Below are 20,806 nucleotides of genomic sequence, written 5' to 3' on the forward strand. Positions count from 1 at the left end.
TGTACCGCAACCTGTTTGGATTTTCCATCTTTTGAAATTCAAACTGCGGTTTCAGGATAAAAAGTGGATCGCCGAGCATACTTCTGGATAGAAAGGAGCCGCTTTTATGAAACCCCAATCACGGATATTCGACATCCTTTTAGCATTTTGCTGGGTGATGATCGTCGTTACCGGTTCGTTGGCGTTAGGATCCTATTGGAGCCGCCGTCCGGTTTCTTCCCTCCAGCCTCAATCCAGCGCCGCGCCTGCCGCTCCGCTGCTGCCGGAACTATCCCAAGCGCTGCCCGACACCGAGCAGCTGATCAGCCAGCTGACGCAGATTGCCAAAGGTCAGTTTACTGCCAAAGGGACGCAGCTGCTGCAGCTGAACCTGTCGGAACAACAGCTGGGGGAATTATTGAAAACTGCGGTCGGCGATATGCTTTCCGATCCGCAGATCACGCTTGAAAACGGCGATGAAGTAACGATTGAAATGACGGTTAACGATCCCGAAGCGCTCGTGAAGCTGTTTCCCAAGCTGAAAGAGTACAGCGCGCTCTTGACGCTGGCGAAGGGCTGCCGCATTGCGGTGGAAGCCAGGCTGAGTGGTCAGGATGACGTAGTCGCCGTAGAGCTGCAGCGGATCAGTCTGGCCGGGGTGGATCTGCCTTCCACACTGGTGAAATCTACGAATACCGCGGTCAATAAGAACTTAAAAACGATTCTCGATAAAATGGACGGATTGCAGATCAGCGTCCTCGAATTGGAAGATCAGGCCCTTCGTTTTGAGGGCACGGTGCCGCAGACTCTTATATTGCAGGGAAAACAGCCATGATGACACAGACCCTCGACGGATCTGTGTTTTCTTTTTGTGAATTTGCAATTCCTGTTTTCCTTTTAATCAGAAAGATTTCTATCTTCAAATTCAATGGCTGCCCGGCAACCGGCGACGGTTGAAAAAACGCCGATCGGCAACGGCCGTCCTTTTTGCCGGATCGCCTGAAAACGGATGAAACATGCCCGAAGGGTTTCAGGCAATTTCAGTTTTCAAGGCTTTTAGAACTGTGCTATAATAATTCAATGAAAGGAGGATTCACCAATGGTTAATTATTACACTACCATTCAGTCGATCCTGAACTACACGCGGATGTTTTTCGACATCCTGATCATGTGGCTGCTACTCTATTACACAATAAAAATCGTTCGGAATAACTCCCGGACGATTCAGATATTTAAGGGAATTGTCCTGATTCTTGTGATCAAAGCGGTCGCCAACGTCTTCGGCCTGAACACGGTCGGCTGGATTGCCGACATGTTTGTGTCGTGGGGCTTCATCGCCGTCATTATTATTTTCCAGCCGGAAATTCGGTCGCTGTTGGAAAAGCTGGGAAAATCCAATGTTTTTTCACGTATTTCCACCCTTTCAGGAAACGAGAAGGAGCATCTGGTCGACGAGCTGGTCAAAGCCGTCATGATTTTGTCCAAGGATCAGACCGGAGCGCTGATTTCATTGGAACAGTCCCATTCCTTAAACGATTATGTCAAAACCGGAACGCCGATGAATTCGATGGTCACCGCCGAACTGCTGACCTCGATTTTTGTGACATCCACGCCGCTGCATGACGGCGCGGTCATCATCCAGGGCGACCGCCTGGCATGCGCCAGCGCATACTTCCCGCCGACCAATCAGGAGCTGCCATCGCGTTACGGCGCGCGGCACCGCGCGGCGATCGGGATCAGTGAAATCACCGATTCCGTAACGATCGTCGTTTCTGAAGAAACCGGCAACATTTCGATTGCCGAGGGCGGACAGATCACGACGGTATCCAAGAAGGAACTGCGCGATTATCTGCTGCGCGTTGTCTGCAACGAGGAAACCGTTGTGCGGGAAAAAACACCAAAGACGCAGACCCGGAAATCCTATTTCGTGATCGACGAACCGCAGTTAGTCGTTGAGAAAGAAATTGAAACGAAAAAGTCAGAAAAAGGCTTGCTGAACAAGATCGCCGTCAAGAAGCAGGACGGCGGGGAAAGCGGCGAAGCGGAGAAAAAGAATGCCGAGCATAAGGGCAATCTGTTCTCCGGGATCTTTAATAAGAAGAAAGACGCGGAAGTTCCGGCAGACCGGCTGAGCGAACTTGAAAAAGAAGAAGAAAACATCAAGCTGCCGAAAAAGAAAAAGAAGAAAGCCCCGTCTTCGTCCATGTTTGAGGACCCGGAAATTCTTGAGCAGCAGATCGCGGCTCAGGAAGCCGAGAAGAAAGCACAGGCTGATGCTGAGATCAAAACTGAGGCTGCCTCGGAAGAACCGGTTCAGGCGGCGGTGACCGAAGTGCTTGAGATTAAAACCGCACAGAGCGAGGATGAAGCCAGAGCTAAGAAAAAGCCGCGGGCCAAAAAGCCAAAGGACGCGGAAGAATCTGTGGAGAACAAGGCGAAGCGCACCCGGAAGAAGGCTGAGGAGAAAGCATCCGAAGATAAAGAAGCCGCGGCCAGAGAAATTGCAGAAATGGAAAACGCCGGGAAAGAAAATCCGGAGGTTAAGGTGAATACCACAACCACCGCCGACATCACTGCCGAAAATCAAAATCATTCCCCGATTGATGATGTCAAGCTGGAATTCAGCGCTTCCGAGGAAGTGAACGAACACTCTCTGGAAGAAGCGGTGAACTCCGCCGATCAGGAAGGAAGTGACAAGCATGAAGAATAACGATCCAAGACAGAATCCGCAGATGAAGGATTCTGAATCCAAGCTGGAGCTGGCGAATAAGATTGCCCGTCAAAGCAAGAAAGTAGTCAAGACCTACGCGACGATCGAAGACGGACTGTTTAAAGGCGTGCGCTGGTTAAGCTCCTGGATCGACCGGATCCTGTTTAATCCGCGGTATGGGAAAATTGTTTCGCTGGCGCTGGCCGTACTGTTGTATCTGACGGTCAATTTTACGAACACCAGTTTGTCCAACAACATCCAGAGTGTATTTGAATTGCCTTCCGTGCCGGTCACGATCAACTACAATTCCGATATGTTTGAAATTTCCGGTTTGCCGGGGGAGGTCGCCGCTTACGTCATGGGTGAGATGTCCGACGTCCAGCTGGTCCGCACGCAGAAAAGCTACAGCGTGGTCGCCGATCTTTCCGGTCTGACCGAAGGCACTTATCAGGTGAAGCTGCAGCCGAAGGATTTCTCCGAGCGGGTCAACGTCAAGCTGGAACCGTCGACCGCGATGGTGACGATCAAAAAGAAAGTCACGACGCAATTTGATTTGAGCTATGACTTTATCAATACCGATAAGCTTGATAACATCTATATTCTGGGTGAACCTCAGTTTGAAGCGACAAAGGTGAACGTCCGGGCCGCTTCCGATACGCTTGACAGCATCGCGTTTGTCAAGGCGCTGATCGACGTTTCCGGCAAGACCGCCGACTTTGAACAGGACGCGGTGCTGGTTGCTTATGATCAAACCGGAACTCCGGTCAAAGCGGATATCATCCCAAGCACGGTGAAGGTCAACGTCAAAGTGACATCGCCAAGCAAGGATGTGCCGGTCGCCGTGGAATTGCAGGGCGAAATGCCGCAGGGCAAAGCGATTGAAGAAATTATCTTCGATCATTCATCCGTCAAGATCTATGCGCAGCAGTCCGTATTGGACAAGCTGGACAAGGTTTCCGTTCAGCTGGACGCGACCAAGCTGACCTCCGATACCAAGATGTATCAGACGATCACCTTGCCGACCGGCGTCCGCCAGATCAATCCGGCTCGTGTGAACATGGATATCAAGCTGGGCGACGCCGTATCCAAGACGATCGACAACGTCGCGATCAATGCCATCAACAATACAAACCGCTACAACGTGCAGACTAAAGATGATCAGATCGCGGTCAGCGTTACGGTCTATGGAACGCAGGCGAATGTGGATAAAATCACCGCCGGCGACATTTATGTATACTTTGATATGAAGGACCTGCAGCCGGGCGAGCAGGAAGTCACCTTGCAGGTAAATCAGGATGCAGGGACTTATGTGAAGTACACGCTGCAGCAGGCATCCTTAACCGTCAACGTCACGGATCCAGGCAATTCCGCGGCAGCTGATGACAATGACAGCGATGGAGGAACAAATTAATGGGACGTTATTTTGGAACTGACGGCATCCGCGGCAAGGCCAATGAAACGCTGGACGTACAGCGGGCCTTCCAGGTCGGACGGTATTTGGGCTACTACTTTTCCAGGCAGGGAAAAGGCCGGATTCTGGTAGGCAAGGACACGCGCCTGTCTTCCGGTATGTTTGAAAACGCGATCGCAGCCGGTGCCTCGGCCAGCGGCGCCGATGTGTATTTGTTAGGCTACTGCCCGACGCCAAGCGTGGCGTATCTGGTCAAGCGCGAACAGTTCAGCTGCGGCGTGATGATTTCCGCCAGCCACAATCCGTACTATGACAATGGAATCAAGGTGTTCTCCCAGGCCGGAATTAAGCTGTCCGCTGAAATTGAAGCTCTGGTAGAAGACTATATCGACAATCTGACGGAAATCCCGCTTGTCAGCGGCGAGAAGATCGGCCAGGTCATCCGCTATGACGAAGGTTTGGAGCATTATCTGGACTGGCTGGAATCATTGTTTGATTTCCGGCTTGAACAGTTCCATCTGGCGCTGGATCTGGCCAACGGTTCGGCGACGACGACCGCGGAGAAGCTGCTGCGGCGGATGGGCGCGCACTGCACGGTGATTCACAGCGAGCCCAATGGCGTTAACATCAATACCCAATGTGGTTCCACGCATCCGGAGTCGCTGCAGGAACTGATGAAAAGCGGGATCTTCGATCTGGGACTGGCGTTTGACGGCGATGCAGATCGTTTGATCGCTGTGGATCCGCAAGGCAACCTGATCAATGGAGATTACGTTCTGTATATCTGCGGGAAATATCTGAAAGAAAACGGACATCTGCGCGGGAATACGGTTGTCAGCACAGTCATGGCGAACCTGGGTTTCTTCAAGGCGATGGATCAGCTGGGCATTGCGACGGAATCGACGCAGGTCGGCGATAAATACGTTTATGATTGCATGGTGAAAAACGATTACATGCTTGGCGGTGAACAGTCGGGTCATATCATTTTCAAAGAACATGCGACAACCGGCGACGGCCTGCTGACGGCGCTGAAGCTGTTGGAAGTGATGCACAAAACCGGCAAGAATATCCGGGAGCTGGAGGAAGGACTGAAGATTTATCCGCAGCTTCTGGTCAATGTGCCGGTGAAGGACAAAGAGGCGGCAATGCAGGCGGAACCGATCGTAAACGAAGTTGCGGCGATCAATGAGGAACTGCACGGCAACGGCCGTATTCTCGTTCGTCCTTCAGGCACGGAACCGTTGGTACGGGTCATGGTCGAAGCGGAAAGCGATGAGCTGTGTCATCATTATGTCTACCGCGTCGTTGATTTGATTGAAAAATCGGGACTGTAAGAGAAATTACGGCAAAGCCGGGAAATGAAAGGGAAGGTGGATTCAGCGGCCTTCCCTTTTTTCAAGCTTCCAGCGCTCTCTTTGATTTGATGATGCCATGGCTGCGGGCTTCAGAAAAATATAGCTTTCCGAAGCTGGAAACGATACAATAAAGAAAGATAAGACAGCGGGAGAAGTCCGACTTGTTAATAAAAGAAAGAAGGTATTCCTATGAAAGAGAATCGTTATGATGATCCGGATTTTTTTGAAAAATACAGCCGTATGAGCCGTTCGGAAAAAGGACTGGCGGGCGCCGGGGAATGGCCGGTGCTGCAGGCGATGCTGCCGGATTTCACTTTGAAGCAGGTATTGGATCTGGGCTGCGGTTATGGCTGGCATTGCCGGTACGCGATGGAAAACGGCGCGTCTTCCGTGCTGGGTATTGATCTGTCGGAAAAAATGCTGAATCAGGCGCGAAAAGTGAATCAGCTGGAGGGGATCGAATATCAACAATGTGCACTGGAGGATTATGCTTATCCTGCGGAAATGTTTGACGTCGTCATCAGCTCGCTGACGCTGCATTACATTGAGAATCTGACAGCTTTGTTCCAAAAAGTCGCCCAGACGCTGCGGCGGGGTGGGGAATTCATCTTTTCGATGGAGCATCCGGTCTTTACCGCGGAAGGCAGCCAGCAGTGGCTGGATCAGACTTCTGCCGGCAATCCAGTGTGGCCGGTAACCCGCTACTTTCTGGATGGCCGCCGGGATTCGATCTTTTTAGGTGCAGCGGTTGTGAAATACCATCATTCGCTGACGACGATCGTGCAGGCGCTGCTCGTGAATGACTTTGAACTGGAGGATATTCGGGAGCCTCAGCCGACAGCAGCGCTGATCCGTGAAGTTCCGAAGATGGAGGAAGAATTGCATCGTCCGATGATGATTATTTTCAAAGCGAAGAAACGGTAACCGCCGCCTTCGTTTTCTTTTTTAATCCTGATTCCTGTTCGGAGTTTCATGGATTTCCCAGCTTAAATTTGATACAATGGAAACGTGGGGTGAGACGCAGTGAAGAAAGTAATAGCGATTGTAGAAGATGAAAAAGATCTCAATGAACTGGTCAAGCGGTATCTGGAAAAGGAAGGCTATGAAGTCCGATCTTATTTGACTTACGAGGAAGCTTCCGCCCATACCTCGGACGACGACGTACATTGCTGGATCCTGGATATTATGCTCGATGATAAAAGCGGTTTTGATCTGATTGAAGAAATCCGGATGCAGTCTCCGGAGGTGCCGGTCGTATTCATGTCGGCGCGCGATAAAGAATTTGACCGGATTATCGGTCTGGAAAAAGGCAGCGACGATTACATCACCAAGCCATTCTCGCCGAAGGAACTTGTGCTGCGCATTAACAACATCATGAAGCGGACGTATAAGGAAGATGCCAACCGGATTGTGATTGATGGGTATGAAATTGACGAAGCGCAGCGGCTGGTATTTGAGAAGGGCCGGGAGCTGGATTTGACGACCAAGGAATTCGACCTGTTGATGCTGTTTGTAAAAAACAAAGGCACCGCCTTTTTGCGGGAACAGATTCTTGAACAGGTGTGGGATGTGAACTATTTCGGTTCCGATCGGGTTGTGGACGACACGCTGCGGCGGCTGCGCAAGAAGATGCCGAATCTGAGTATCCATACGATCTACGGCTTCGGCTACCGGCTCGGATAAATGAAGCGCCTGCGCATTTGGCTCAAGGAGCTGTCGCTGTCTCAGCAGCTGCTGACGCTGATCTTTCTGGTCGTTACCGTCTTCACCGTATTCTTCTTCGTCTATCTGTCGGAGAGCGTGAATGAATTTGTTGAAAAACAGATGTACAGCATGCTGCACCGCGCCCAGAACAATATCGCCTTCAACTATTCGATGGATATGGACATCGAAGAAATCGCTGAAAATACCGATCCCAGCATCATCCATTTATTTTATGATAAGGAAACCCGCCAATTTTCCAAAATTGGGACAATGACGTTGGATCCGCAGCTGACCTCTCATCTGCTGGAAGAAGCTGACGGTTTAGCTCAGGAGGTGGCGGACCGCGCCTATGTGCAGGACCGCAAGACGTATTTCTATTCATTGGCGAGACTGGATTCTCATACAATTTTAATCTCACTGATGAGCGACAGCTACCGCAGCGATTTTAAAAACATGCTGCTCAACAGCGTGATCAATCTCAACGTGCTCGTTGTGTCGCTGTTGTTTGTCTGCCTGATGTTGTGGATCAGTTCCTTGATCCATCCGCTGAATCAGATCCGCAATTATATCGAAAAGGTCAGCCGCGGCGAAGACGCCGAGCTGCATATCGAGCGCCGTGATGAGATCGGCCAGGTGGCCCAGGCGTTAGTTGCGATGAAGGATGAGCTGGATAAACAGGAGAAAATCAAGGAAGAAATGATCCAGAATATATCGCATGATCTGAAAACGCCGATCGCGACGATCAAGTCGTACGGCGAAAGCATCAAAGACGGAATTTATCCGTATGAGACGCTGGAAAAGAGCGTCGACGTTATCATCGAGCACGCTGACCGTCTGGAAAAAAAGGTTTACAGCCTGATCATGCTGAACAAGCTGGGTTACCTGACTGACGATGGCATGGCCGGGGATACGCTGGACATGAGTTCGGTGATCAACAAAGCGATTTTGTCTTTAAAAGTCATCCGGCCGGAGCTGGCGATCACAACCCATCTGGAAAAGATTTATTTCCATGGCGAGGAGGATCCGTGGCGGGTTGTCGTCGAGAATCTGCTGGATAACTCTATTCGTTATGCTACCCATGAGATTGTCATTACCTTAAATGAAAAAGAACTGACAGTCGCTAACGACGGACCGTTAATGAGCGAGGAACGGCTGAACAAGCTGTTTAAACCGTATGAAAAAGGAACGGATGGCAAATTCGGCCTTGGCTTGTCGATCGTCTACCGCGTCTGCACGACCTACGGATATCGGGCAGAGGCAGAGAATCTCAACAATGGCGTTATCTTTAGAATCTCCCGACCAGGCGGACTGAAACGTGAAAAGCCGCGGAAGCTGGAAGGGAAATTCAAGGGAAAAAAGGAGAAAATCCGGGAGGAAAAGAATGAAAATTCAAACAGTTAAACTCAACATCAATCCCCGCGAGCCGATCCGGGCGGCGGGCTTTGCGCAGCAGGTCGCACCTTTGGATACCGTGCGCGATCCATTGTTTGCGCGCGTCCTTGTGCTGGAACAAAACGGCTGCCGCTATGTGCATGCCGCATTGGACTCGCTGCAGGCGCCGATTGCGTTAGTCAATGAGGTTCGCGAACGTCTCGAACAAGCCTGGGGATTACCGACCCATGTGATCATCAGCGGAACGCACACCCATTTTGCACCGGATATGCGCGTGGAAAGCTATCGCAATCAGGTCCGCGATCAGTTGTGCGAAGCCTTGATTCCCTTGACGCTGCGGGAAGCGGAGCTGACATGCAGCTATGTGAGGGAGCCGTTTACCGAAGTCGGCCAGAGCCGGATCAGTCACTGGACAACTGATCAGATTTTTGCGCATGCGCTGTGTTTCTATGAAGGGGACAGACGGATTGCTTCCTTGCTGATCTATAACTGCCATCCTACTTCATTAAATGGGGACACGCCGTTTTTCACCTCGGAATATCCCGGTTATGCGATGCGTCAGCTGGACGCGAAGTATCCGGGCGAGTTCTTCTCCTTCTTACAATCTGCGGCCGGCGACGTCAGCACCCGCTTTACCCGGAAGGAACAGACCCCGGCCCAGATGGAACAATTCGGCGCGGTTATGGCGGAAGAGTTTGAGCGGCTGTTAGCCCGGCCCGCTGAGAAATACCCGGTGGAACTGGATTATGCCGAGCGTGTCGTTGAGCTGAAGCATGAGCTGAAAGATCCGGCAGATCTGGTGATTCCGGATTATTACAGCGAGCGGGAGCGGATTACGCTGCAGTATGGCATTGAACGGAGTAAGGAGAACCTGGCTCATCCGGAGAAACTGCGGCATCAGACGACATTCACAGCGTTGAAAATCGGCCCGTTCCGGTTGATCTTCAGTGAATTTGAGCTGTTCAGCGAGTACAATACCGCGACCCTTCCTGGCCGCAGCGCCCTGATCTGTTATTCCCAGGGGTACAGTCACTATGTCGCGGGTCCATCGTTTGACGGCATGACCTATGAATCACTGCAGGATACGCTGAGCGCAGATACCCGCCGCGCGTTTTTGGACGTAATCCGTCAGCTTTCAGAAAATTAATCAATTCAAAACTTGGATCCGGGTATGACATTGGGAGCGCACCGCAAAAATCAGGATTCAGAAAACAGTCATCCAGGAGTGAGGGGCTTCAGGGTGAGCGATATGATTTCCGATTTGATCACAGTGCTCAATTAAGCCGAGAACGTCAGTTTTTAAACAAACTGGCGTTTTTGTTTTTATTTCGATCCAATCGAAACTTGATGCCCCACTTCTATATTAACTTTGTCCTGTCGCATCAAGGAAGCTGCCGATTGCAAATTTCAGGTAAACAGGAAAGGGGTGGGAAATTTCGTGGTATAATAAAACGGTTTAAAGGAGAATATGACCATGCGTAAGAAGGGAAAATGGTTGGGAAAACTCGTGCAATTTGAACTTTTGTATCGGGTTTGTTTATATTTGTTCGTCAACCCGCTGCTCAGTCAGCTGCTGCGGTTATATTTAAGCCGGGCGCGGTCGGGAATGACGTTTAATTCAGATATTATCTTGCGTTTTTTATCCTTGCCGGGGATTTTATTAGCTTTATTTTACATGCTTGTGGGTACCGGGCTGATTGTTTTTGAATTCAGCGTGATCCTGCATTTAATCGATAAAGGCCAGCGGAATGAAGAACTGTCGATCCGCGAAGCCTGCCGTCAGTCGCTGTTTTCATTGAAAGGAATCCGCAGCTTTCAATTACCGTTGTGCACACTGTATTACGCTTTATTTTTGCCAGCCGTGCACCTGGTGTATGTCAACGCGCTGATTCCGCGGCTGCGGGTGCCGGAATTTGTGATTGGTGAATTGCGAATGACAGCTTCCGGCCGCCTGTTGATCGGCGCTTTCTGGTTCTGTCTGTACGGCCTCGGGATTTTCTTCCTGTTTGTCCCGATCTTGATGATCTATCGCCGCTTAAAGCTGAGTCAGGCTGTGCAGGAGAACATCAGATTGTGGAAACATCTGACGATCAGAGAACGGGGACACCTGGCAGTGGGGTGCGGTCTGTGGTTTCTGGCAGAGTACCTTGTCGTTGATTTCCTGCCGAAAGCGTTGCTGATCAACTCTGATTTTAACCGGTACTTTTTAAAAAATCTGATTTTATCGCCGACATTCCGTCATTATCTGCTGCAATCGGTCCTGATTCAGCTGGCGTTCTTTTTGATGAGCTTAAGTTTTTTCTATTCTTTAGTCCGCATGTGCGCAGGCTTGGCGTGGAGATGATCGAAGAAGAGCCGGAAAGCGAGAATGTGGAAAAACTGAATGAGGCGGTATCTCGGGTGCGCGGGGTCACTGCGGCAGGCATACGGAAAGTGAAGTCCCATGCCGGTCTGCCACGTTGGCTGCGCCGGCATCCGTGGATCGGCGGGCTGCCGCTGATTCTTGTTTTCTGCTTTGGTCTCTTCGAAATCTTCCCTGATTTTATAACATTCCTGCTGCCGATCATTCTGGTTGTCAGCGCGCTGTATCTTTTGGGAGCGCTGGCGACGAAGCTGCGCCCGCAGTCGGCAGGGAAACTGAATTGGGTTTATGTCAGAGTCCATAGTTGGCTGAGCCGGCGGCGGGTCTATCAGCGTCATCCCTGGATGGTGCGGGTTCTGCTGCTCTTGATGGTCATGTACAGTGCCGATCTCTATCTGCGGCCGCTGTCGCGTGAACATCAGCCGTGGGCGATCGGACATCGCGGATCAGCTTATGCGATTGAAAATACGATTGAAGCTGTGCGGCAGGCAGCGATCGCGCATGCCGATTATGCTGAAATTGACGTTCAGCTCAGTGCCGACGGCATCCCTGTCGTTTATCACGATCCCACTTTGACGCGGTTGAGCGGTGTAAATAAAAAAGTAGAAGAGCTGACGGCGGAGCAGCTGCAGTCGCTGACGCTTCATTCAGAAGGTCAGTATATCAAAGGAAAAATTCCAACACTGAGGCAGATGATTCAGACGATGAAGACCTGGGAAGGGGAAACCGGTCTGCTGATCGAACTGAAACCGGTTAACGGCAATCAGACGAAACTGGTTGAAAAAGTAATTGAAGTGGTGGAAAGCGAGAATTTTGCGGCACGTTCCATCTTCATGTCGCTGGATTATGAAGCCGTACAAAGCTTACAGCGCCAGCGGCCGCAGTGGTGGATTGGGTATTGCGTGTATGGAACAGCCGGAGAGATGGATTATCGAATCTGGAATTGGAATATCGACTTTCTGGCGGTTGAGGAAAGTCAGATTTCCGTCAGCTTTCTGGAACAGGCCGGCCGCGCCTGGATGCCGATCTATGTCTGGACGGTAGACGATTACAATAAGATGAGCAATTATCTCGATATGGGCGTCAGCGGCCTGATCACAAATTACCCGGATCTGGCACGGGAGGAAGCGGACGCTTACATGGATCGCTATCCGCAATATTACCAATACCAGGGCAGGGGATACCCGATCTACGAATGGGAAACGGAATAAGCGGCAGGACTGCGCAGGGGAAGACACGATTGGAGAACGAGGATCATTTGATTAACGTGCCAGACGGCCATCTGAAGAGCAGTGAAGGCAAGAGACGGCAGGAAAAGAGCGTTTATTTGAATTCTTATTGAAAAAATAGAAAACAGGCATAAAAGACAGCGCAATCAGAGAGTGAACCGGACTCAAATCAAATTGAGCATTCCGGGATCTCGGGAGCAGCTGTCTTTATTTTCTGGGATTGGACAGGGGGAAAATCAGGTTTTATGCGGCATACTGTCTGCGTCAGCTTACTCAAAAACCAACCAGGCGCCGAAGGTGATAAAGCGGATCAGGTCAGCCAGAGTATGCGCGCCGACTGCGGAAGTCAGATCGACAATCCATTGCAGCAAGGCAAACGGTAGACCGAAGGCAGCGGTCATGACGAGCAGACTGCCGATTTCAGCCATGCCGGGGAAATGAATCAGAACCTGCGGCGGGATCATGATCAAAAGGCAAAAAAACGTCTGGATGTGACTGAATTTTTTCTTTCCAGCGACTTCGACGTAAAATGCGTAAAGGAAGGTGCGGAATAAAATCTCCTCAAACAAGCCGGCCCGCAGCGCATCAAACAGGAAGATCAGACAAAAGCGGCAGCATCGTTAACTGACCCAGACAAGGCCCAGATTCAAACGTCCCAGAACGATCCCCGCGCCTGAAATCCACCCCATCGTCCGCTGAAATTCTTTTTTTCCATTGGTCAGAAGATAAAATGAGGGGATGCGGCGTCTTTTGCAACCTGGCTGTGGAAGCGATATAACCGGACAGGACAAAGAACCCCATTAAAGGATGGAAAACCATGGCGATGGCCGCAAAAACCATCACAAAACAAGATCAGACCGGCGGATGTTGTTTTAATAACGGATCAGAAAATCCATGCCCAGAGCCGCAAATAAGACAAACCACAAAACCATCATGTTTAGAATTACAGTAAGAATGCCCAATCCAATGAATCCGGCACAGAGAAGTCCCGGACGAAATGTTGACGACCTGTTTTTTGTCGTTGATAATCCTCTTTTTAACGTTTTTTCACCAAGGGGGTGGAGGATGAAGAAGCAGGATGAAGGACGAAGAAAGCTCTGAATTGCGATCGTAAACGAGAAAATAAAATCAGGCTGAACAGACTTGAACAGGCTGGAGAGAACGTGGGAAAATCCTGTCAGGATCAAAGCCGGGAATCCGGGAAGCTGATGTTCTTTCGGCAGATTAAAAAAAGGCGCCCAACGGACGCCTTGTGGTCTTATTCTTTATTTTCGACAGGTTTGACGACTTCCGCCAGCGAAGCCAGCGTGCCGGTGATATCCTGCAGGTTGCTTGGGACGATCAGCTTGGTCGCCTTGCCGTCCGCCATCTTCTGCAGCGTTTCATAACCCTTCAAGGTTAAGAATTCCAGGCTTGGATCGGAATTCTTGATCATTTCAATACCTTTAGCCTGTGCAGCGTACAGCCGTTCAGTTGCCTGAGCCTGGCCTTCCGCTTCCGCGATCATGGCTTCCTTCTTCGCCGTAGCGCGCAGAATCATGGATTCCTTTTCGCCTTCCGCGGTCAGGATTGCCGATTTCTTTTCACCTTCGGCACGCAGGATCGCTTCACGACGTTCCCGTTCCGCCCGCATCTGCTTTTCCATTGATTCCTGGATGTCGCGCGGCGGGATGATGTTCTTGACTTCAACACGGCCGACCTTGACGCCCCATGGATCCGTTGCTTCGTCCAAAATTGCGCGCATCTTCGTATTGATGATATCGCGGGAAGTCAGCGTCTCATCCAGCTCCAGCTCACCGATGATGTTTCGCAGCGTTGTCGCCGTCAGATTTTCCAAAGCGCTGATCGGCCGTTCGACGCCGTAAGTATACAGCTTCGGATCGGTAATCTGAAAGTAGACGACCGTATCGATCTGCATCGTAACGTTATCCTTGGTGATGACCGGCTGCGGATCAAAATCCTTGACGATCTCTTTTAACGAAACCTTGTTGGCGACGCGGTCGATAAACGGTACCATGAAATGCGGACCAGTATGCCACGTGCTGTGGTAAGCGCCCAGGCGCTCAACGACATAAGCTTTGGCCTGCGGCACGATTCGGACGCAGTAGCAAATCACTGCAATGGCAATCAGGAAGATGACCAGGAAGACTAATATTTGTAAGAACCCATTCATAATTTATTTCCTTTCTCGACTGAAACCTCAGTCCTCTATTTTTTTCACGAGGAGTTTTGCGCCCTCGATCGCAACGATTTCCACTAACGATCCCTCATTGATCGGATGCCCGTCGACGCTGATCGCGTTCCAGACCACACCGTTCACCTTGAGTTCGCCCCAGGCTTCCCCGGTAATGTCTTTCAGAAGCTGGACATGTCGGCCGATCACCCGGTCGGCGTTCGTCGCGACAATATTGCCTCGTAAATACTGGGAAGCCATCGGCCGGATCGCTGCCAGACAAACTAACGACGCCGCAAAGAAGATGACGACCTGCCAGATAAAGGCCAGATTCAACGCCAGCGCGCCCAAGGCAAACAACGCTCCGACACAGAACCAGATACTGACAAGGCTGGTCGCCGTCGCCAGTTCAACGACCAGCGCCCCCAAGAATACCAGAATCCATAAACCGAAATACATTTTTCCTCACCTCCTTATACGGGATTGTTCAGATCAATAATCAGCATTTTTTCGCGTTCATCAAACTGCGCGGGAACTTTAATCCCGTTGCATTCGATGCCTGTCAGCTGGGCGATTTCCTCAATCAGCGCTTTGTTGCTGATGCGGGCATATCCCTTTCCCATGGATACTTTATGCAGCTGCTCCAGCGGGATGAGCTTTAAATCTACCTCTCGCTTGGTCACGGGGCGGATTGCAACTTTCCGTTCTTCCCGGTCGAGTCCGATACAGCACCATCGAATATCTTCAAAATAGGCAGCCGCTACGTTGTTTAACGTGAAATTGTTCGGATACAAGGTCACTAACATCGTGTAGGCGTTGCCCTTAACCCACTCAAACATGACTTCGATCTCCTTTCTATACCATGCCCTTATTATACGCTGAATCCTCAAAATCTTCAATATCTTATTTTGCTTATTCTGAATATTATTTTTGTACTTTCCAAGCTTGTGAAGATTGCATATAATAAAGTAGAAACAATGGAGGATTTTTATGCCGCAAATTAAAATTAACGGACTGAATATTGAAGTTGCGACGGAAGGTCAGGGCCGCGATGTAGTGCTGTTGCACGGCTGGCGGCAGCGGATGATCATGATGGAACCCATCTACAATCATCTTAAAGCCCATTTTCGGGTTTTTAATTTCGATTTTCCCGGTTTCGGTAAAAGCGACGAACCGCCGGTTGCCTGGGGCGTCCCGGAATATCGGGAGTTTCTCGAAGCGTTTTGCCGGACCTTTGATATCCATGATCCAATTCTGATCGGTCATTCCTTCGGCTGTCGGGTGGCCGTTCACTACGCGGTAAAGAATCCCGTGCATAAGATGGTGCTGACCGGCGCGGCGGGAATCCGGCCGAAGCAAACCTGGCAGGCCAAGCTCAAAATTGCAGGCTACAAAGCGGCGAAAAAAGCGATCACGCTGGTCGGCAGCGAAGCGATGCTGGAAGACTTCAAACGTAAATCCGGTTCCGACGATTACCGCAGCGCAACCGGCATTATGCGCGAAACCTTTGTTAAAGTTGTCAACGACGATGTCAGCGGGATGCTGGAAGACGTTACGGTTCCGGTCTTGTTGGTCTGGGGCGAAAACGACGAAGCAGCGCCTTTATGGATGGGGAAACAGATGGAAGCGAAGATGAAGAATGCCGGACTGGCAATTTTTGAAGGGGACGATCATTTCGCGTATTTCAACCAGAGCGCCCGGTTTAATCGGTGTCTGGATGTCTTTTTAAAGGAAGACTGGGAGGAATGACATGGAGTTTTTAAGACAGATTCAGGATTTATTAGAGAAAGTGCTGTTTTCAGCACTGCTTTTGTGTATGATGGTGATTCCCTGGAAGCATGCTTTGCACATGTTCCAGCAGAACCGGTATGAGCCGGGGCGGTATATTCAGTGGGGAAAAGATCAGCTGAAAGTGTGGAAGCACTGGCTGTTTCCTGTGCTGATTCTCGTTCTGGCGCTCGGCTGCATAGTGATTCCGGATTACCGGCTGGGGAAGATCGCGACGGTGTGGCTGGCGGTGTTTGTCGGCGGGATTACTTTATATCGGGAAAAGAAAAAAAACTATATCAAACCGCTGGCGGTGACCGCGCGGGTTAAACGGCAGATCGCCGTCATGCTTGTGCTGAACTGCCTGTGGCTGATCCCGGCGGTCATGCTGACGGATTATCCGTTATGGGCGTTGTGGGTTGTCGCAGCGTGCTGGATCAACTGGCTTTTAATCTTTCCCATGGCCTGGATTACCAGTCCGTTTGAGAAGTTGATCAAAAAACACTATATGAAGCTGGCAAAGGAAATTTTGAAGAGTCATGACCGGTTGATTAAGATCGGGATTACGGGCAGCTACGGCAAGACCTCTTCAAAAAATATTCTTCAGCAGATTCTTTCTGAGAAGTTCTATTCGCTGCCGACGCCGGCGTCGTTCAACACGCCGATGGGAATCACGATCACCATCCGCGAACAGCTGAAACCGACGCATGAGGTGTTCATTTGCGAGATGGGGGCGGATCATGTCGGCGATATCGAGCAGCTGATGGATTTTGTGCAGCCGCAGATCGGCTTAGTAACCTCGATCGGTCCGCAGCATCTGAATACGTTTGGTTCTCAGGAAAATATCGTCACGGAAAAAATGAAGATGATCGAGAAGCTGCCGGTCACGGGCTTCGGTGTATTGAATAAGGATAACGAGCTGATCCGGAATTACTATATCAAAAATAAGTGTCCGATCGCCTGGTATGGCATCGAACAGGAAGACGTGGATTACCGGGCTGTGAATATCAGCTTTGGTCCGCAGGGATCCTCGTTTGATATCCATACGCGCGAGGGTGCGGATATTCCGTTTAAAACGCGTTTATTGGGTGAACACAACATTGCGAATATTCTGGCGGCTGTGGCGGTTGGCCGGCATCTGGGTGTCAGTTGGGAACAGCTGCAGAGTGCAGTGGCGCAGGTGCGGTATGTCGAGCATCGGCTGGAAGTGAAGAAGATTAATGGTTATACGTTTATTGACGACGCGTTTAATTCAAATCCGGTGGGCTCTGCGATGTCTTTGCAGGTGCTGAAGACAATGCCGGGCACCCGGTTTATCGTCACGCCGGGGATGATCGATCTGGGTCCGCGTCAGCATGAGATCAATAAGCAGTTCGGCATGAAGATGAAGGATTGCGCGGATGAGGTCATTCTGGTGGGCAAACGGCAGACGGAGCCGATTGTCGAGGGATTACAGGCTTGCGGATTTGATATGGCGCATGTGCATATCGTCGCGACAGTGAAGGAAGCGTTTGGTCTTGTTTATCAAAAGGCAGCCTACACGGATACCATTTTATTGGAAAATGATTTGCCGGATGCGTTTAATCAATAAGGAGCCAAAATCAATGAAGTGGACTTTAATCGCAACGTGGAAAATGGCGGCGGAAGGCATGCGGCTGGCGGAAGCGAATTTGCGAAAATCAGGCTCGGCCGATCAGGCGCTGGAGACGGTGATCACCGCAGTCGAAAGGGATCCGCGGTTTCATTCCGTCGGTTATTCGGGACTGCCGAATCAGGCGGGCGTCGTGCAGTTGGACGGTGGTTATATGAACGGTGATACGTTATCCATCGGAGCGGTCGGCTGTGTTGAAAAGGTAGCGTCGGCGTTTAAACTGGCGCGGCATTGTGCGGATCAGCAGTTTAATAATTTTCTGGTTGGCGAGGGTGCATCGCAGTTTGCGGTTCAGTCAGGCATGGAAACGATGGAATTATTAACTCCGGAAGCGCAGGTGATTTATGAGCAGCGCCGGGCGGAGCCGGAACCGTTATCCAGTTATAAAGGACATGATACGGTTGGGGTTTGTTGTCTGGATGGACAGGGAACGTTGGCGGCTGGAACATCGACTTCGGGACTGTTCATGAAGAAGCCGGGGCGCGTGGGCGATTCGCCGGTCTGCGGGAGTGGTTTCTATGCGGATAGTGAAATCGGGGCTGCGGCCGCTACGGGCGTGGGTGAAGAAATCATGAAAGGGTGTCTGAGCTATGAGGCGGTACGCCGACTGCAGCAGGGACAGGATCCCCAGAGAGCGGCTTCATCGCTCGTTGCAGAATTCACGCGGAAGTTAATTCGGAAACGGGGCAGGGCTGAAGCGATTTCCTTAATTTGCGTCGATAAGGAAGGGCGCTGGGGTGTTGGTACGAATATCAAGTTTGCTTTCGTGGTCAGTGATCAGGATCATCCAGCCCAGGTTTATGTTGCGGAGCCGGATCAGGATGGTTGTACGATCCGAGCTTGGAACGATACAGATCAGGATGTAGATTAGAGTGAAATGAAAAAGGCCTGTTTTCTCAGCTTAAGGTGGCAGAAAACAGGTTTTTTAGTGTGTGAGTACAAGGATAGGTATGAACGGGTGGATCAGCAGGTATACAGGTCTTAGATTTCAATCAACGTACCGATTGCACGATATGACGTGAACCTATAGCGTAGACCTATATAGGTAATAAACTTCAATCCACATACCGCTCGCACGGTATGACCCAGGTGTTTTTTCAATGATTAGGAATTTGTCAATTTCAATCCACATACCGCTCGCGCGGTATGACATGATCGAATTCATGCTTTATCGAGCATGGTGTATTTCAATCCACATACCGCTCGCGCGGTATGACCACAGAAATCCGGCGTGTGAAAGAGCGGATCAAATTTCAATCCACATACCGCTCGCGCGGTATGACAGCAGATTTTATCCGAATAATTGAATTACAAGTAATTTCAATCCACATATCGCTCGCGCGGTATGACAGATGAGTTGGCAGATGGCGGTTGTCCTGATGGATTTCAATCCACATACCGCTCGCGCGGTATGACAGAAGCCGAAGCGAACAGAGAACGGGTTCTAAAAATTTCAATCCACATACCGCTCGCGCGGTATGACGGAATATGGTTCATTGTCGCCGGTGTCCGCGGTATTTCAATCCACATACCGCTCGCGCGGTATGACCGCAGATAAGAAACTGAATTAAGATCATATGTTTCCTATCTCACTCTTATCATAAACATTCTTGAGTGTACTTGCAACATTTTCCTTAATATTCACATTTTTACGGTGCGAACCTCCCTGGGTTTTTATGTTCACTTCATGTTCGCACTCAAATTGACAAAAAACGCAAGGCCTTTGAAGACCTTGCGCTTAAGCTTATTGATTCTCGTTCGAAGATGAAGAGTCCTGCTTAGGACTTGAAATTGAATCCAGACTGAGCAATCCGGATTCATCCAAAATCTGTCCCTTTTTCCGCATCCGGCCATTGACGAATTCACCTAACAAGGTGTATAGAACTGCCGTTGCCGGAACTGCGATCAACATTCCGAACAACCCTAACAGACCGCCGAATACTACGATGGATAACAAGACCCAGATCCCCGGAAGACCTACGGAATTCCCCACAACCCGCGGGTAAATCAAATTGTTTTCAAACTGCTGCACGATCTGGAAATAAACCATGAAAAACAAGGACATCCACGGGTTGATCGCGAAGATCAGAACACAGCCGAACGCCATTCCCAACATCGCTCCGAACATCGGAACGATACTGGTAACGCCGATGACCGTGCTGATTAACATGGCATACGGCATCTTGAACAAAGTCATGGAAACATAATACAACATCGCCAGAATACACGCTTCTAACAGCTGCCCTGAAATGAAACTGGAGAATGTCTGATTCGTTTTTCGTCCCAATGTCAAGACGCGGTTTGCCGCCGATAAGGGAAGCAGGGCGCCGATCAATTTCTTCAGCTGACGGATGAATTTCTCTTTGCTGGAAAGCAGATACAGACTTAACATGAAGCCCATTACCCAGTTGCTTACACCGACGGTGATCGCGGAAATGTTGTTGATCACCGTCATGCCGGTACCGCCGACCCAGTTGGTTGCGGTCTGGAAAATTTTATCAGCGCTTAAGCCCAGCTGATCCAGCGCAGCCTGCAGCTTCGTCGTATCCAGATCCCATTCAATGTTTTCCAGATGCAGACTGGCTAACAAATTGTTGATGTTTTCCACAATATTGCCGGCATAGACAACACAGTTATTGAACAGCTGTACGATCGACGTGATTAGCTGAGGGAAAATAATACTCGACAAGACAAACAAGACAGCCAGCGCCAGAAGCAGCGTCAGGAAGATCGAAATACCGCGGACCTTCGGTTCTTTCTGCGGTGGGTTCTTTTTGCTTCGCGGCAGCGCCTGGATCAGTCTGATCAATCCCTTTTCAATAGCCTTCATCGGCTGATTCAGCACAAAGGCGATGCCGATCGCGTAAAATAATGGGGTTAACAGATGCATTACTTTCCCCAGTACACCCATTAAATCCTGAAAATGAACGAGAGCGAAAAGCAGTAAAACAATATACGTCGACAGCCACATCCAGGGCTTGATCTTTTTTAAGATATCTTTAGGAATCATAATCCTGTCCTTTCCTTCAACAGTTATCGGTTGGTTAGTTATAGATTATAATGATTAAGCTTA

The 20,806-nt window shown here is 50.2% G+C and carries 19 protein-coding genes and 1 CRISPR repeat array; of the genes, 13 read left to right on the forward strand and 6 right to left on the reverse strand.

Annotation, left to right across the window (positions count from 1 at the left end; translation table 11 throughout):
• Nucleotides 1–106: 106 nt before the first annotated feature.
• The 10 genes from BQ7364_RS10890 to BQ7364_RS10935 all read left to right on the forward strand — a co-directional run bounded on the left by BQ7364_RS10890 (nt 107) and on the right by BQ7364_RS10935 (nt 12,124).
• Complete coding sequence (locus BQ7364_RS10890; protein ID WP_072684746.1) at nt 107–814, forward strand: hypothetical protein; 708 nt, start codon at nt 107–109, stop codon at nt 812–814.
• 264 nt (nt 815–1,078) lie between these two features.
• Nucleotides 1,079–2,689 carry a diadenylate cyclase CdaA gene (cdaA, locus tag BQ7364_RS10895; RefSeq protein ID WP_072684747.1) on the forward strand — a complete coding sequence of 537 codons (1,611 nt, stop codon included), beginning with the start codon at nt 1,079–1,081 and terminating at the stop codon, nt 2,687–2,689.
• A complete protein-coding gene (locus BQ7364_RS10900; RefSeq protein WP_072684748.1) occupies nt 2,679–4,100 on the forward strand; it encodes a CdaR family protein in 1,422 nt (473 codons plus the stop codon). The genes cdaA and BQ7364_RS10900 overlap by 11 nt, the downstream gene beginning before the upstream one ends.
• Entirely contained in the window at nt 4,100–5,434 is a 1,335-nt protein-coding gene (glmM, locus tag BQ7364_RS10905) for a phosphoglucosamine mutase (protein WP_072684749.1), read from the forward strand. The genes BQ7364_RS10900 and glmM overlap by 1 nt, the downstream gene beginning before the upstream one ends.
• A gap of 210 nt (nt 5,435–5,644) precedes the next feature.
• Complete coding sequence (locus BQ7364_RS10910; protein ID WP_072684750.1) at nt 5,645–6,379, forward strand: class I SAM-dependent methyltransferase; 735 nt, start codon at nt 5,645–5,647, stop codon at nt 6,377–6,379.
• A 99-nt stretch (nt 6,380–6,478) separates the two neighbouring features.
• Nucleotides 6,479–7,138, forward strand: coding sequence for a response regulator transcription factor (locus tag BQ7364_RS10915; protein WP_072684751.1), 660 nt, complete (start codon nt 6,479–6,481; stop codon nt 7,136–7,138).
• Nucleotides 7,139–8,560, forward strand: coding sequence for a sensor histidine kinase (locus BQ7364_RS10920; RefSeq protein WP_072684752.1), 1,422 nt, complete (start codon nt 7,139–7,141; stop codon nt 8,558–8,560).
• Nucleotides 8,541–9,698, forward strand: coding sequence for a hypothetical protein (locus BQ7364_RS10925; protein ID WP_072684753.1), 1,158 nt, complete (start codon nt 8,541–8,543; stop codon nt 9,696–9,698). Before BQ7364_RS10920 ends, BQ7364_RS10925 begins: the two co-directional genes overlap by 20 nt.
• 327 nt (nt 9,699–10,025) lie before the next feature.
• The gene (locus tag BQ7364_RS10930) at nt 10,026–10,895 is read left to right on the forward strand and encodes a glycerophosphoryl diester phosphodiesterase membrane domain-containing protein (protein ID WP_072684754.1); all 870 of its coding nucleotides are present in this window, start codon (nt 10,026–10,028) and stop codon (nt 10,893–10,895) included.
• The gene (locus tag BQ7364_RS10935; RefSeq protein WP_200798798.1) at nt 10,892–12,124 is read left to right on the forward strand and encodes a glycerophosphodiester phosphodiesterase; all 1,233 of its coding nucleotides are present in this window, start codon (nt 10,892–10,894) and stop codon (nt 12,122–12,124) included. The genes BQ7364_RS10930 and BQ7364_RS10935 overlap by 4 nt, the downstream gene beginning before the upstream one ends.
• A gap of 287 nt (nt 12,125–12,411) precedes the next feature.
• On the opposite strand, the gene BQ7364_RS10940 is transcribed toward BQ7364_RS10935, so the two are convergent.
• The 5 genes from BQ7364_RS10940 to BQ7364_RS10955 all read right to left on the reverse strand — a co-directional run bounded on the left by BQ7364_RS10940 (nt 12,412) and on the right by BQ7364_RS10955 (nt 15,154).
• Complete coding sequence (locus BQ7364_RS10940) at nt 12,412–12,711, reverse strand: CPBP family glutamic-type intramembrane protease (RefSeq protein WP_072684755.1); 300 nt, start codon at nt 12,709–12,711, stop codon at nt 12,412–12,414.
• A 16-nt stretch (nt 12,712–12,727) separates the two neighbouring features.
• Entirely contained in the window at nt 12,728–12,982 is a 255-nt protein-coding gene (locus BQ7364_RS18030; protein ID WP_234973180.1) for a hypothetical protein, read from the reverse strand.
• A gap of 418 nt (nt 12,983–13,400) precedes the next feature.
• Nucleotides 13,401–14,315, reverse strand: coding sequence for an SPFH domain-containing protein (locus BQ7364_RS10945; RefSeq protein ID WP_072684756.1), 915 nt, complete (start codon nt 14,313–14,315; stop codon nt 13,401–13,403).
• A gap of 27 nt (nt 14,316–14,342) precedes the next feature.
• Entirely contained in the window at nt 14,343–14,774 is a 432-nt protein-coding gene (locus BQ7364_RS10950) for an NfeD family protein (RefSeq protein ID WP_072684757.1), read from the reverse strand.
• A gap of 14 nt (nt 14,775–14,788) precedes the next feature.
• Nucleotides 14,789–15,154 (reverse strand): hypothetical protein, encoded by a 366-nt coding sequence (locus BQ7364_RS10955; protein WP_020224318.1) that lies wholly within the window; start codon nt 15,152–15,154, stop codon nt 14,789–14,791.
• A gap of 151 nt (nt 15,155–15,305) precedes the next feature.
• On the opposite strand from BQ7364_RS10955, the gene BQ7364_RS10960 reads away from it, so the two are divergent.
• The 3 genes from BQ7364_RS10960 to BQ7364_RS10970 are packed head-to-tail and all read left to right on the forward strand — an operon-like array spanning nt 15,306 to nt 18,604.
• Nucleotides 15,306–16,064 carry an alpha/beta fold hydrolase gene (locus tag BQ7364_RS10960; protein ID WP_072684758.1) on the forward strand — a complete coding sequence of 253 codons (759 nt, stop codon included), beginning with the start codon at nt 15,306–15,308 and terminating at the stop codon, nt 16,062–16,064.
• A gap of 1 nt (nt 16,065) precedes the next feature.
• On the forward strand, nt 16,066–17,673 hold the full coding sequence (locus tag BQ7364_RS10965; protein ID WP_083538554.1) for a Mur ligase family protein: 1,608 nt from the start codon (nt 16,066–16,068) through the stop codon (nt 17,671–17,673).
• A 13-nt stretch (nt 17,674–17,686) separates the two neighbouring features.
• Nucleotides 17,687–18,604: an isoaspartyl peptidase/L-asparaginase gene (locus tag BQ7364_RS10970; protein ID WP_229100739.1), complete on the forward strand. Its 918-nt coding sequence runs from the start codon at nt 17,687–17,689 to the stop codon at nt 18,602–18,604.
• Between the two features lie 114 nt (nt 18,605–18,718).
• A CRISPR array of direct repeats spans nt 18,719–19,282; the repeat unit is 33 nt; unit sequence ATTTCAATCCACATACCGCTCGCGCGGTATGAC.
• A gap of 195 nt (nt 19,283–19,477) precedes the next feature.
• Here BQ7364_RS10970 and BQ7364_RS10975 read toward each other — a convergent pair.
• A complete protein-coding gene (locus BQ7364_RS10975) occupies nt 19,478–20,743 on the reverse strand; it encodes an AI-2E family transporter (RefSeq protein ID WP_072684760.1) in 1,266 nt (421 codons plus the stop codon).
• Nucleotides 20,744–20,806: the final 63 nt, after the last annotated feature.

The organism is Holdemania sp. Marseille-P2844 (assembly GCF_900120005.1).
Classification (GTDB): Bacteria; Bacillota_I; Bacilli_A; order Erysipelotrichales; family Erysipelotrichaceae; genus Holdemania.